Below are 14,705 nucleotides of genomic sequence, written 5' to 3'. Positions count from 1 at the left end.
GAGGTCTCTGAGGTCAAAATTTATGGCGCCTATAATAATGGTGCAATAGATCGATTGCTATGTTTAATCGTAGCGCAGCCACTCCAGCTAAAAGGATCTCATTGGTTGTAAATTTATCTAATTAATAAAATGTTTTTATTGCACTAGTGTGCAGCTATCGGGCTATAATGAATGAACGTTCATTCATTGAAAGTGAGACTATGTCTAGTAACACATCAATAGATAAGCACGAGCAGATCCTCACAGCCGCTGAAAAGCTGATTGCAGAGTCAGGCTTTCAAGGCCTTTCGATGCACAAGCTGGCAAAAGAGGCAGGGGTGGCCGCAGGTACTATCTATCGTTATTTCTCAGATAAAGAGCATCTCCTGGATGAAGTGCGTTTAAACGTCGCCGAACGAATTGCAACTGCCGTTCAAGCTGACGTCAACGACGATATGCCCTTAAAAACACGCTATCGCACTATGTGGTTAAACATCTGGAACCTTGCAGGTTCCAATATGGAAACCCTGAGCAATCGCGTTCAATATGAATCTCTTCCCTGTGCAAACAAGCGAAAAACTCGGGAACTTGAGCGACAAATGTTTGCCAAAGTGGATCGGTTGTTTAATCAAGGAAAGGAACAAGGGATTTTTAAACCTCTCGACAATGAGATTCTTTCAGGGCTGAGTTTTGAAGCCAGTGTTGCACTGGCTCGCAAACATGCTTTGGGATACTACCAGCTGGATGACGTCGCTTTAGAGGCCGCCATCGAAGCTAGCTGGGATGCAATCATTCAACACTAACTTGGAGTTCTGATCAGAATGAAAAAGTGGACTTTCTTTATGTTGCTTATCGCAATACTGCTGTTTGGTAGCGTGATAGGCTTCAATCTATTCAAGCAACAGAAGATAGCCGAATATTTGGCTAATCGCCCAGAACCTGAGTTTCCGGTGACCGTAACGGAAGTACAACCTGTTGATTGGGTTCCTGTCATCGAAGCGATCGGTTTCATTGAACCGAACCAAGGTGTCACTGTAGCCAATGAAACAGCGGGAGTGATTGATAAAATTACTTTCGACTCAGGTACCGTCGTTGAAGAAGGTCAGCCTCTTGTTCTACTCGACTCTGAAGTGGAAAAAGCTGATCTGAAGAGCTCGCAGGCCAAACTACCAGCAGCACAGGCTAAGTATAAACGCTACCAAGGTCTATATAAGAAAGGCTCAGTATCGAAAGAAGCCTTTGATGACGCCGAAGCGAACTACTTCTCGCTTAAAGCCGATATTGAAAGCTTAAAAGCGACCATCGACCGTCGTGAAATCAAAGCCCCTTTCGCAGGCGTCGTTGGTATTCGTAACGTTTACCTAGGTCAATACCTACAAGCAGGTACGGACATTGTTCGCCTAGAAGACACCAGTGTTATGCGCTTGCGCTTCACTGTGCCTCAGACTGATATTTCCCGCATCAAACTCGATCAGCAAGTCGATATCTTCGTTGATGCTTACCCTGAGACACCATTTGAAGGCTCAATCACCGCGATTGAACCTGCAGTTAACGTCCAAAGTGGTCTGATCCAGGTTCAAGCTGATATTCCAAACAGCGATGGCAAGCTCCGTAGCGGTATGTTCGCACGTGCCAATATCATTTTGCCAACGCTCGAAAATCAGGTAACCCTGCCACAAACCGCCATTACCTTCACACTTTATGGGGACAATGTTTACATCATCTCTGAAGAGAATGGTGAAAAACGCGTTCAGCAACATGTGGTTAAAGTGGGCGAACGAGTGAAAGACATTGCGCACATCCTCGATGGCGTTAAACCTGGTGATGTTGTCGTGACATCTGGTCAGGTTCGTCTAAGCAATGACGCGAAAGTTCGTGTAGTAGAAAGCGATGCGACTACTCCACCAGCTGAAACACCTATGCTGTAATTGGAGGCCTCATGCGCTTTACTGATGTTTTTATTAAACGTCCAGTTTTAGCGGTATCGATCAGTTTTTTGATCGCCTTGCTTGGTTTGCAAGCGGTGTTCAAGATGCAGGTCCGAGAATACCCTGAAATGACAAACACGGTAGTAACGGTCACCACCAGTTACTACGGCGCCAGTGCCGACCTTATCCAAGGCTTTATTACTCAGCCTCTGGAACAGGCTGTCGCTCAGGCTGACAATATTGATTACATGACGTCCTCGTCAGTACTCGGTACATCAACCATTACCGTTAACATGAAGTTGAACACTGACCCGAATGCCGCCTTGTCTGACATTCTGGCTAAGACCAACTCGGTTCGCTCTCAACTTCCAAAAGAAGCCGAAGACCCAACTGTAACTATGTCGACGGGTTCTACAACCGCGGTGCTCTACATCGGCTTTACCAGTGATGAGCTTTCATCAAGCCAGATAACAGACTACCTAGAGCGTGTCATCAACCCGCAGCTGTTCACTGTTAATGGTGTCTCTAAGGTTGACCTCTATGGTGGTATGAAATACGCGCTGCGTATTTGGCTAGACCCTGCCAAAATGGCAGCACTGGGCAAAACCGCCACTGATGTTATGAACGTGCTGAATGCCAACAACTACCAGTCAGCGGCTGGTCAGGCTGTCGGTGAGTTCGTTCTGTATAACGGTAGCGCTGATACTCAGGTCTCTAACGTCGAAGAGCTAAAGAACCTTGTTGTCAGTTCTGATGAAGGTGATGTCACTCGCCTGAGCGATATCGCAAAAGTCACCCTCGAGAAGAGCCACGATGTCTACCGTGCAAGTGCCAATGGTAAAGAAGCGGTCGTGGTGGCGATCAACGCGGCGCCAAGTGCGAACCCAATCAACATCGCAGCGGATGTCCTTGAGCTGTTACCTCAACTAGAGCGTAACCTGCCAAGTAACATCGACATGAACGTGATGTATGACTCGACCATCGCTATCAATGAGTCGATCAACGAGGTTATTAAGACCATCGCGGAAGCGGCACTGATTGTATTGATCGTGATTACTCTGTTCCTCGGTTCTTTCCGTGCAGTGATGATCCCTATCGTTACCATCCCGCTATCTCTGATTGGTGTGGCGATGGTGATGCAAGCGATGGGCTTCTCATGGAACCTGATGACACTACTGGCAATGGTATTGGCCATCGGCCTAGTGGTCGATGATGCGATCGTTGTTCTGGAGAACGTCGACCGACACATCAAGCTGGGAGAGTCACCTTTCCGTGCAGCCATTATCGGTACACGTGAAATCGCTGTGCCAGTTATCGCCATGACTCTAACGCTGGGTGCAGTATACGCACCGATTGCCTTGATGGGTGGTATTACTGGCTCACTATTTAAAGAGTTTGCCCTCACCCTCGCAGGTTCGGTATTCGTATCCGGTATCGTCGCTCTGACACTATCACCTATGATGTGTTCGAAGATGCTGAAGGCTAATGAAACGCCAAACAAATTCGAACAAAAGGTACATAGTGTCTTAGATGGCATGACCAGCCGTTACGAGCGTATGCTGGGTGCGGTCATGAAGCACCGCCCTGTAGTGATTGGTTTTGCTCTCATAGTGTTTGCTAGCTTGCCGATGCTGTTCAAGTTCATCCCAAGCGAATTGGCACCGTCGGAAGATAAAGGGGTAGTCATGCTGATGGGTACTGCTCCATCGAATGCCAACCTCGACTTCATGCAAAATACCATGAATGACGTTAACCGGATTCTGTCTGACCAACCAGAAGTCGCGTACGCGCAGGTGTTTACTGGTGTGCCTAACTCGAACCAAGCCTTTGGTATCGCGTCTATGGTGCCATGGAGTGAGCGTGAAGCGAGCCAGTCTGAAGTTGCCAACCGCGTGACAGGCTTAGTCAGCCACGTTCCTGGAATGGCAGTGACAGCATTCCAGATGCCGGAACTTCCAGGTGCAGGTTCAGGTCTTCCGGTTCAATTCGTGATCACCACACCTAACGCGTTCGAAAGCTTGTTCACTATCGCCACCGATATTCTTGGTGACGTGAAGTCTAACCCGATGTTTGTTTATTCTGAGCTGGACCTGAACTACGACTCAGCAACAATGAAGATCAACATCGACAAGGACAAAGCGGGTGCGTATGGCGTAACAATGCAAGACATTGGTACCACGCTGAGCACTATGATGTCTGATGGTTACGTCAACCGAATTGACCTTAATGGTCGTTCGTATGAAGTGATCCCTCAGGTTGAGCGAAAATGGCGTCTAAACCCAGAATCGATGAACAACTACTACGTGCGTGCTGCTGATAACCGCGCGGTTCCACTAGGTAGCTTGATCACCATTGATGTTGTCGCTGAGCCACGCTCACTGCCACACTTCAACCAGCTTAATTCTGCCACCATTGGTGCTGTACCCGCACCAGGCACAGCCATGGGTGATGCTGTCAACTGGCTAGAAAATATTGCGACTGAAAAACTGCCAAACGGTTACAATCATGATTACATGGGTGAAGCTCGCCAGTATGTCACAGAAGGGAGTGCGCTGTACGCAACCTTTGGTCTAGCACTAGCGATCATCTTCTTAGTTCTGGCAATTCAGTTTGAGTCTCTCAAAGACCCAATCGTCATCATGGTTTCCGTACCATTAGCAATCTGTGGCGCTTTGATCGCTCTAGCGTGGGGGCAGCTTCAATGAACATCTACTCTCAGGTCGGTCTGATCACCTTGGTTGGTCTGATTACCAAGCACGGTATCTTGATCTGTGAAGTGGCCAAAGAAGAGCAGTTGCACAATAAACTCGGTAAGACAGAAGCGGTCATGGAAGCGGCGAAAGTTCGTCTACGCCCTATCCTGATGACAACTGCGGCGATGATTGCAGGTCTGATCCCACTGATGTACGCAACAGGCGCAGGTGCAGCTCAGCGCTTCAGTATCGGTATCGTTATCGTTGCTGGTCTGGCGATTGGTACTCTGTTTACCCTGTTCGTACTGCCGGTTATCTACAGCTACCTAGCTGAGAAACACAAGCCACTACCGGTGTTTGTTGAAGACAAGGATCTGGAAAAACTGGCTCGTGTTGACGAAGCAAAAGCCGCACAGCGTCAGCTGTCTGACAACAGCTAAACTCAACATTTGTCAAAAGGCCACTTCGGTGGCCTTTTTTATTGGTCACTATTTGTCGTTAGTCGCTTCGAATTTTTGCTATCGAAGTAGCGACTTTCCCGTATCAATTACATAGAATACCAACAATAAGAGACAGGAGTTTTCGTCACATGTTTGACCCAAAGAAACTAGAACAAATTGCTAAACAGATACATGACTCAATGCCAACACCAGTGAAAGAGCTTGGTGCAGACGTTGACCAGAAAGTACGCCAAGTCATCCAAGGCCAACTGAACAAACTCGATGTCGTGAGCCGCGAAGAGTTTGATGTTCAAACTCAGGTACTGCTACGTACTCGCCAAAAACTGACCGAAATGGAGCAGAAATTGGCTGAACTGGAAGAGAAGCTAGCAGACAAGTAAGCTGAACAGCAAGAGCCCCTTAGGGCTGGCGTGAGAACGCCAGCCCTTTTTGTGTCTATACTTGTCATCCTCAAGAGCGAGGAACGAGTGAGTTGGGGATCTCATACAGTGAGCGAAGAACCGTTAGAGATTCCCTACTCCTTCCTTCGTCAGTCTAAGGAATGACGGTTTATCTCTCGAAAGGTATAAAGCGCTGCCAAAAAACAAAAAAGGCTTGGTCATCCAAGGCCAGCTGAACAGCAAGTGATCCCTGAGGGCTGGCGTGAGAACGCCAGCCCTTTTTGTGTCTATACTTGTCATCCTCAAGAGCGAGGAACGAGTGAGTTGGGGATCTCATACAGTGAGCGAAGAACCGTTAGAGATTCCCTACTCCTTCCTTCGTCAGTCTAGGGAATGACGGTTTATCTCTCGAAAGATATAAAGCGCTGCCCCAAAAACAAAAAAGGCTTGGTCATCCAAGGCCAGCTGAACAGCAAGTGATCCCTGAGGGCTGGCGTGAGAACGCCAGCCCTTTTTGTGTCTATACTTGTCATCCTCAAGAGCGAGGAACGAGTGAGTTGGGGATCTCATACAGTGAGCGAAGAACCGTTAGAGATTCCCTACTCCTTCCTTCGTCAGTCTAAGGAATGACGGTTTATCTCTCGAAAGGTATAAAGCGCTGCCAAAAAACAAAAAAGGCTTGGTCAACGGCGACCAAGCCTTTTCATTTAGATGTTGTGTTTGTTTTGTATTTATCACCCCAGTCTGCCTGGAGTTCTCTACTAACCTAGGTTAGTGAATTTCGCAGTAAATTAATATTCACAGCTAAGAGCTTAAGTTCGCGGAGGTAACACGGAGTTTGCGCGAGCAAATGAGTATTACCGACAAAGAAATTAAGCTCCTTAGCGAAGAAGATTAGCCGCCTACCGCGATGTTCTTCATATCTGTCATATAACCACGCAGCTCTTCACCAATATACTCAACTGGGTGGTTGCGAATCGCATCGTTCACCGCAATCAGCGTTGCATTGTCTACTTGGTTAGACGTCTCACCTAGACCTTTACCGATAACGTCAGTGCCAACTGAAGGCATGAACTTCTCACGCAGTAGCGGCGTTGCGACGTTAGCGAATAGGTAGTTACCGTATTCAGCTGTATCAGAGATAACAACGTTCATTTCGTACAGACGCTTACGTGCTACTGTGTTTGCGATTAGTGGTAGCTCGTGTAGTGACTCGTAGTACGCTGACTCATCAATGATGCCTGATGCTGTCATTGCTTCGAATGCTAGCTCAACACCTGCGCGAACCATTGCAACCATTAGGATACCGTTGTCGAAGTACTCTTGCTCTGAGATCTCAACATCACCTGCTGGGTAGTTTTCAAATGCTGTTTCACCTGTCTCTGCACGCCAGCCTAGTAGGTTGGCATCGTCGTTTGCCCAGTCAGCCATCATAGTGCTAGAGAAGTGGCCTGTGATTACGTCATCCATGTGCTTGTTGTACAGTGGACGCATCAGCTCTTTCAGCTCTTCAGAAAGCTCAAATGCTTTGATTTTTGCTGGGTTTGATAGGCGATCCATCATGTGTGTGATGCCACCAAACTTCAGCGCTTCTGTAATGGTTTCCCAACCATACTGGATTAGCTTACCTGCGTAGCTTGGGTCAATACCTTCAGCAACCATCTTCTCATAAGAAACGATTGAGCCCGCTTGTAGCATGCCACATAGAATAGTCTGCTCGCCCACTAGGTCAGATTTTACTTCAGCAACGAATGAAGACTCTAGACAGCCCGCGCGGTGACCACCAGTACCCGCAGCCCAAGCTTTAGCGATATCCCAACCTTCACCTTTTGGATCGTTCTCTGGGTGAACCGCAATGAGGGTAGGAACGCCGAAACCACGCTTGTACTCTTCACGTACTTCTGTACCTGGACACTTAGGCGCAACCATCACGACGGTTAAGTCTTTACGAATCTGCATACCTTCTTCAACGATATTGAAGCCGTGTGAGTAACCCAGTGCTGCGCCTTCTTTCATTAGCGGCATTACCGTCTCAACCACATTGGTGTGCTGCTTATCCGGTGTTAGGTTAACCACTAGGTCTGCTTGAGGGATAAGTGTCTCGTAGCTGCCTACTTCAAAACCATTTTCTTTCGCGTTTTTGAACGATTGACGCTGTTCATCAATCGCTGCCTGACGCAGTGCGTAAGCTACATCAAGACCTGAGTCACGCATGTTCAGACCTTGGTTCAGACCTTGTGCACCACAACCAACGATAACCACTTTCTTACCTTTCAGGTAATCCGCTTCTGTCGCGAATTCACTGCGGTCCATAAAGCGACAACGGCCAAGCTGATCTAGCTGCTCACGTAAGTTTAATGTATTGAAATAGTTAGCCATGTTAGGGCTCTCCTTTGAGAATTTATCCGTTTGGGTCGGCGTTTCATTACCGAATGCCTCGATACTAAATCAGACATTGGGTTGCTTAAAGTGATATATTCACAATTAGTTATTGCAAAAAATGCAACAAGGAAGCACTTATTTTATGAACATTAAAAGTCTGCAATTGTTCATTCACCTGTGTGATAGCAAAAGTTTCGCCAAAACAGCATCTGCCATGCACATCAGCCCTTCTGCTCTCAGCCGTCAGGTACAAAAGTTAGAAGCAGAAACAGGCCAAGAACTGTTCGTACGGGATAACCGCAGCGTTGAGTTGACCCCAGCGGCCAAAAAACTTTTGCCTGTTGCTTTAAAGATTCTCGGAGAATGGCAAAACTTCAATGCGCAGCTACAGGGGCATGAAGAGGAGTTAAAAGGTGAAATTCGCTTGTTTTGCTCGGTGACCGCCAGCTATAGCCACCTACCTGAGCTGTTGTCAGAGTTTCGCCTTCAACATCCGTTTATCGAGTTTAAACTGTCTACAGGCGATCCGGCTCAGGCGATAGACAAAATCCTTAACGATGAAGTCGATGTCGCCATCTCTGCTCAGCCAGAAACACTGCCCGCCAAGCTCAAATTTGAAACCATTAGTGAGATTCCGCTGTCGGTGATCGCCCCGGTCGGAGTGAGCAACTTTGCACCAGCTCTACAAAAGGATAAACCTGACTGGTCGTCTATTCCTTTTATTGTGCCGGAATCGGGTACCGCACGAGACCGCGCCAACACTTGGTTTAAAGCAATGAGAATTAAGCCGAACATCTACGCGCAGGTTTCAGGTCATGAAGCCATTGTCAGCATGGTGGCGTTGGGTTGCGGTGTTGGGATCGCACCCGATGTGGTGATCAACAACAGCCCAGTCAAAGAGAAAATTCAACGGCTCAAAGTGGCCTCGATTAAACCCTTTAAGCTTGGGGTGTGCTGCAAGCGTTCACAACTGGATAATCCACTTGTCAAAGCACTATGGGAAGTCGCACAAGATGCCTATATTGCGCCCTAACTCATTAGTATTACGCCAGATACAACAAAGCCACCGCTTTTTCAGATCGAAAGAATAACGGTGGCTTTTATACTTCAACTTGTTTTCCAAAACTAAGCTGTCATTTCTGAGAAGGAGGAACGACTGAGTTGGAAATCTCTGATCGCTTGATGAGATTCCCGACTACACGACTTCGTCGCTATCGGGAATGACTATAAGATTAAATCACTCGCGAGAATTGCTGCTGACGCGCCTTCGCTCGGAGATATTTATCAAAACACATGCAGATATTACGAATGAGTAGACGACCGCGTAATGTCACTCGTATTTCTTTGTGGTCGACTTCCACTAGCTCATCATCAATAAAGGTTTGCAACAACTCTAGATCTTCGCTGAAGTACGGGTTGAACTGAACATTGAATTCCGTTTCTATTGCTACTTTATCAAGCTTAAAGTTACAGATGAGTTGTTTGATAACCTCTCTTCGGAGTAAGTCATCACTATCAAGAGAGAGGCCCTTCCATAATGCATGACGCTGTTCATTGACCTGAGCATAGTACTTTTTCAACTCTTTCTGGTTCTGCGCATAGGCATCACCAATCATCGAAATAGCAGAAACACCAAAGCCAACCAAGTCACATTGACCTTGCGTGGTATAGCCTTGGAAATTGCGGTGAAGGATGCCATTACGCTGAGCTACAGCCAATTCATCATCCGGCTGAGCAAAATGGTCCATACCAATAAATTGGTAACCGGCGTTGGTCAAGGTGGCGATAGTGTCTTGAAGAATGGCCATTTTCTCTTCTGCTTGTGGCAAGTCTTCATCTTTGATTTTGCGCTGAGCAGCAAACAGTTGCGGCATATGAGCATAGTTAAATATAGACAGGCGACCCGGCTGCATTTCAAGCACTTGAGCCAGTGTGTCAGCAAAACGAGCTTGAGTTTGTTTCGGTAGCCCGTAAATCAGATCTAAATTTGTCGAACGGAAGCCCAGCTGTTTCGCACGCTCAACCATAGCAAAAATGAATGCTTCGTCCTGTTCACGATTGACCAGCTTCTGAACTTCTTTATTGAAATCCTGAACACCAATGCTCAAGCGATTAAAGCCTTCTTGTCGCAAGTGATCGAGCATATCGAGTTCAATCTCACGCGGATCGACTTCAATACTGATTTCTGATTCAGCTTCAAAGCTAAATTCAGCACGCAGAATATTCATCAAACGGCTGATTTGGGCTTGGGTCAAAAACGTGGGTGTACCACCACCAAAATGCAACTGGGTCACCTTACGTCCTTGCAGTAAGGCGGCACGTGTCAGAATCTCCTGCTCCAGTACATCGAGATACTCATCTGCTTTATGGGCATGACGCGTAATGACCTTGTTACAACCGCAGTAATAACAAAGCTTGTGGCAAAAAGGAATATGGATGTAAAGCGACAGTGGTCGCTCTGGATACTCAGTACAAGCCATGTCGTAGTCGGCAATGGTAAACGCTTCATGAAATTCCAACGCGGTAGGGTAAGACGTATAACGCGGACCAGAATAGTTGTACTTATCTAGGATGGCTTGATCCCACACTATTTGTTGGCTTGCGACGGCTTGCTGAGACATGGTGTACTTCCGTTAATGCTGTAATGCGTATCCGGTGTGATTGACCGTGATAAATTTGGGGCTATTTTGCCACACACTGAGGCGGGTCACCGGGTGGCAACGTAATTTTTGAGTGACAATAGTCAGAATTGATAACTCGATCACTCACTCATCAGTGTAAGTGATCGAGTGACTAAAGTATCAATCTAGATCATCTGAATGTTGATCTGGTTGTTTAAAGGCTGAACTTTTTTCTGCAGCAGTTTTAGCTCTTCGACGATCGCATCCTGAAGACGCGACTCGGCTTTGTGGCGTTCCAGATTTTGCTTCATGCGATCTTTCTTCGCCATTTGTTGGCGATCGTCACCACGAGGCATATCTTTTACAATGTGGAAAAGCTCGGCTGTCGCCGGAAATTCCTTATCAAAATCAACACGCTCTTCACCCTGAACGTAGTCCATGATGTTGTAGACACGAATACTGATTTCCGATAAATCACACTGGCCCTGAATGCCGGCCATACACAATATATGGACGTTTTCAAAGATGTTGGCGTTACGCTTTTCGATGGCCAGCTTCTTATGCTGTTCCTGCAATTCCTTTTGCTTCTTCAACTGGAGCAGAAGGTAACCTGCATAGGACGCTAAGCCGAGAACAATGACTCCACCAGCAATGGCTAACAAGGTTACGTTCATGAATCGCTTTACCCTTTAAACTGGTCCAAATCTAGAATCTTCAAACTGCGATAGCAGTTCATCTTCTGATGAGGTTTTCTTGCTCGCCTTTTTCGCCACAGGTGCGCTCGGCTCTTCAACGACTTCTGGCTCTTCTTCCTCTTCGTAGAGGCCTAGTTGCTTCATCAGTATTTCAATACGTGCCAATTTCTCATCGACATACTTCTGAAGACCTGCACCTAAACTTTCACCATTATCAAGGCGATCAAGTAGGACATTCAACTGGGCGTCATTTTCCAGCATCTCCAGCTCTTGTTCTGCATTAACACGACGTTCGGCCTTGGTTGGCTTCTTCACCGCTTCAACCACGAGAGGAATTTTCTTCTTGCTACCTAGACGTGTATCGCGCTTTTGTCCCGCTGTCTGCTGTTTAGGTTGCTTCGCTTCAGAATTGCGACCACCGGTCTTTAGACCTTTACGTTTCTTCTCTTTTTTACGCAGACGTCCTTCAACGTCAGCTTCTGTACGATTTCGAACAACAATAACGTCGCCATTACCGCCCGATCTTACTTTCTTACTACGGCTCATTACTGGGCTTTCCTCAGTAAAATTACATCATTACCAATAAATTCAAGCTTGAGCTGATCCCGCTCTGCCAAGTACTTAAACGTGTTACGGCTAAAAAAGACCACATGCGTTGGGTCATTTTTATAGTGCCATCTAGCAAACGCTTCGACATCAATGACCATCTTGGTCATCAGACCAATCCAGCCACCTGGCTTAACTAAATTCAACCATTGCTGCCATATTTGATCTGGATAATACAAATGCTCGATCACCTCAGTGGCAGTCATAAAGTCATAAGTACGATTTAGCACCTCAGTATTGGGGTGATAATAAAGGTCGTACAACGACATGTTGTGTCCCTGCTCTTGCAACATCAAGGAGAGTGTTGGCCCAGGGCCACAACCAAAATCTATTCCTGTCGAGCCAGACTCAATACGTTCCAATATGGGGGTTGCAACCCGCGATAAAAAGGTACGATAGCCAGCATCATTTGGATCGTTCTCATGCAGATCGTAGTGGGCTTTTTCAGCCTTTGCATCCAATCTTTGCTCTGGGTTAACAAACACCAGCTCACATCGCGGACATTGGAGATACTCACGACGCTTGTCTCCAAAGTAATTCAGTGATTCCGGGTTATGGCAAAGTGGGCAGTGGTGCATGATGATATCCTCAAACAGGGATGCGAAACATACCAGAAAGTGGCCAGAGAGTGGAGTACTATTGTGCAAATAATCATCGATTCAGTGAAATATTCCCTCTCCGACCAATAATCTTATCGATGGAATAAAGCAACCGTGTTGACGAGAGATAGAGGCTAGTGGATTTCAGATATAAAAAAGCGATAGATAACTCTATCGCTTTCTAAAAATGCCTTTCGGCGAAACTGTGTTACACGGATTATCGTGCACCAAATTTCCATTTATTTTTGGCGCTTTCCCTGCAAAAGGTGTCGTTTTTCACCGTCCTGGTGAATTTTGGCTTTCCGTTTACTTCCCGTATCTGGGCTAGTCCTTAGCCTGATCCTTTTCGCTGTCTACACCATTAGACGAGTCGACCATCCCTATCCAGTAAGCTTCCTGCTTACCTATATTCCTTTAAGACCTCCAAGCATCCATCGCCTGCATCCTTGGAGACCATCATGGTCTAAATTCCGTATCAGCGCCCTGCCGATGAGTACACTTTAACGATTGACCAATTTTGAACAATCCACTTGAAGAAAAAAAACGTCTTTTTTTTCCCCTTCAATCCTCTTCTATTATTTTTCAAACAGTTATAAACAGTGTAAAGAAATGAGCACAAGATAGCATAGCCGATCTCTCACAAAAACTCGGGAAAGATGGAGCCACACAAGGAAAAAACCGATGTGACGTGTGTCATACGAAAAAGCCCAGACTTTCGTCTGGGCTCATTCAATACAACATTGCTCGGGCAGTATTTAATAGGGCTTAGTGTAGGCCGCCAACATATTTAGACAAAGTATCGATGTCTTCGTCTGTCAGTTTCTTCGCGATATCTTGCATCATGCCATTCATATCATTAGCACGAGAACCATCACGGAATTTTACTAGCTGAGCTTTAATGTAGTCAGCATGCTGACCTGAAATTTTAGGGAAACCTGAAAGCTCAGTACCGTTACCGCGAGGGCCATGACATGCAATACATGCCGTCAGACCACGTTTTGCATCACCCGCTGTATATAGGGTTTTGCCTTGCTCCACCACGTTTTCAGGCGTCGTGTTGTGAGAAATTGGTAGAGAGGTATAGTAAGCCGCAAGATCTTTCATATCCTGCTCAGACAGTGGCATCGCCATACCGCCCATGACTGGATCCACACGACCCTGCTGACCACCACTGGTCATACCCAGTTTGAAGTCTTTCAGCTGTTTCTCAATATACTTAGCATGCTGACCTGCTAGTTTAGGGTACATTGCGAGTTGGCTGTTGCCATCAGCACCATGACAAGCAACACAAGTTTGGGATTTTGCTTTACCAGCTTCGATACTGCCTTGGGCCCATACAGAGCAGCTGGCTAAAAGACTCAAGATTAGCGCTAATTTCTTCATGACATTCCATTATAATTATCAAGCTTCCAGTACCACTCCGAGTTGCCACTCATGGTACAATAGGCGACCTTATGCCGAGCACGGTTATTTTACACAATTTCACATAAAAGTAATCAATCGACTACACAAAGTCGAGATGGAGTTAACAGTGAGCGTAAAAATTCATTATCAAAACACCCATTTCATCACCAGCGCACCTGATATTCGTCACATGCCTGAAGATGAAGGTATCGAAGTTGCGTTCGCGGGACGCTCCAACGCGGGCAAATCGAGTTCTCTTAACCGACTTACCAACCAAAAGAGTTTAGCAAAAACCAGTAAGACACCAGGCCGAACTCAATTGATCAACCTATTTAAAGTCACTGAAGGTTGCCACATCGTCGATCTACCAGGATACGGGTTCGCCCAAGTTCCACTGGAGATGAAAAAGAAATGGCAGAAGTCATTAGGAGAGTATTTACAAAAGCGTCAATCATTAAAAGGGCTGGTGGTACTGATGGATATCCGCCATCCAATGAAAGACCTAGATCAACAACTGATTTTCTGGGCTGTAGACAGCGGCATCCCAGTGCAAGTGCTGTTGACTAAGGCCGATAAACTCAAAAGCGGAGCGCGCAAAGCTCAGGTACTGAAGATTAAAAACGACGCGGTCGGCTTTGGTGGCGACGTTAGTGTCGCAGCGTTTTCTTCTTTGAAAGGTCTTGGCGTTGACGTACTACGTAACAAACTCGATGAGTGGTTTGCCCCTGCCGTCGCACAACAGTTAACGGATGAGATTATTGAAGACCAGCAAAGCGACGAACAAGAATAATCACACTTTTGAGTAACACGAGCCTCACTGTTTCAGTGGGGCTTTTTTGTGTCAGCACGACAAGGAACGTACAAAATAAAAATCCCCACCACTTGGTGGGGTAACGGGAGAGAAATAAAAGGTCGTTATAATTATCCCAGTAGAATTGTTCAAAGCTGCAAACAATG

The 14,705-nt window shown here is 46.5% G+C and carries 10 protein-coding genes and 2 pseudogenes; 6 read left to right on the top strand and 6 right to left on the bottom strand.

What is annotated here, in order from left to right; genetic code table 11:
- Positions 1–200 precede the first annotated feature (200 nt).
- The 4 genes and pseudogenes from KW548_02410 to KW548_02395 all read left to right on the top strand — a co-directional run bounded on the left by KW548_02410 (position 201) and on the right by KW548_02395 (position 5,441).
- A complete protein-coding gene (locus tag KW548_02410; GenBank protein QXX06979.1) occupies positions 201–782 on the top strand; it encodes a TetR/AcrR family transcriptional regulator in 582 nt (193 codons plus the stop codon).
- Positions 783–800: 18 nt separating this feature from the next.
- Positions 801–1,907, top strand: coding sequence for an efflux RND transporter periplasmic adaptor subunit (locus KW548_02405; protein ID QXX06978.1), 1,107 nt, complete (start codon positions 801–803; stop codon positions 1,905–1,907).
- Between the two features lie 11 nt (positions 1,908–1,918).
- A pseudogene (locus tag KW548_02400) lies at positions 1,919–5,040 on the top strand (multidrug efflux RND transporter permease subunit).
- Positions 5,041–5,189: 149 nt separating this feature from the next.
- On the top strand, positions 5,190–5,441 hold the full coding sequence (locus tag KW548_02395) for an accessory factor UbiK family protein (protein QXX06977.1): 252 nt from the start codon (positions 5,190–5,192) through the stop codon (positions 5,439–5,441).
- A gap of 894 nt (positions 5,442–6,335) precedes the next feature.
- On the opposite strand, the gene ilvC is transcribed toward KW548_02395, so the two are convergent.
- On the bottom strand, positions 6,336–7,820 hold the full coding sequence (gene ilvC / locus KW548_02390) for a ketol-acid reductoisomerase (protein ID QXX06976.1): 1,485 nt from the start codon (positions 7,818–7,820) through the stop codon (positions 6,336–6,338).
- 145 nt (positions 7,821–7,965) lie between these two features.
- On the opposite strand from ilvC, the gene ilvY reads away from it, so the two are divergent.
- A complete protein-coding gene (ilvY, locus tag KW548_02385; protein ID QXX06975.1) occupies positions 7,966–8,856 on the top strand; it encodes an HTH-type transcriptional activator IlvY in 891 nt (296 codons plus the stop codon).
- 199 nt (positions 8,857–9,055) lie between these two features.
- On the opposite strand, the gene hemN is transcribed toward ilvY, so the two are convergent.
- From hemN to KW548_02360, 5 genes and pseudogenes are all read right to left on the bottom strand, one after another.
- On the bottom strand, positions 9,056–10,444 hold the full coding sequence (hemN, locus tag KW548_02380; protein QXX06974.1) for an oxygen-independent coproporphyrinogen III oxidase: 1,389 nt from the start codon (positions 10,442–10,444) through the stop codon (positions 9,056–9,058).
- Between the two features lie 185 nt (positions 10,445–10,629).
- Positions 10,630–11,118, bottom strand: a complete 489-nt coding sequence (locus KW548_02375) for a DUF2489 domain-containing protein (GenBank protein ID QXX06973.1) — start codon at positions 11,116–11,118, stop codon at positions 10,630–10,632.
- An 8-nt stretch (positions 11,119–11,126) separates the two neighbouring features.
- Positions 11,127–11,685, bottom strand: a pseudogene (locus KW548_02370) (GTPase-activating protein).
- On the bottom strand, positions 11,685–12,323 hold the full coding sequence (locus KW548_02365) for a class I SAM-dependent methyltransferase (protein ID QXX06972.1): 639 nt from the start codon (positions 12,321–12,323) through the stop codon (positions 11,685–11,687). The pseudogene KW548_02370 and the gene KW548_02365 overlap by 1 nt, the downstream one beginning before the upstream one ends.
- Positions 12,324–13,109: 786 nt before the next feature.
- A complete protein-coding gene (locus KW548_02360) occupies positions 13,110–13,727 on the bottom strand; it encodes a cytochrome c4 (protein ID QXX06971.1) in 618 nt (205 codons plus the stop codon).
- A 148-nt stretch (positions 13,728–13,875) separates the two neighbouring features.
- On the opposite strand from KW548_02360, the gene yihA reads away from it, so the two are divergent.
- A complete protein-coding gene (yihA, locus tag KW548_02355) occupies positions 13,876–14,538 on the top strand; it encodes a ribosome biogenesis GTP-binding protein YihA/YsxC (protein ID QXX06970.1) in 663 nt (220 codons plus the stop codon).
- The last annotated feature ends 167 nt before the right edge of the window (positions 14,539–14,705 follow it).

The organism is Vibrio neptunius, assembly GCA_019339365.1.
Taxonomy (GTDB): Bacteria; Pseudomonadota; Gammaproteobacteria; order Enterobacterales; family Vibrionaceae; genus Vibrio; species Vibrio neptunius.
This window is presented reverse-complemented; position numbering and strand designations above follow the sequence as displayed.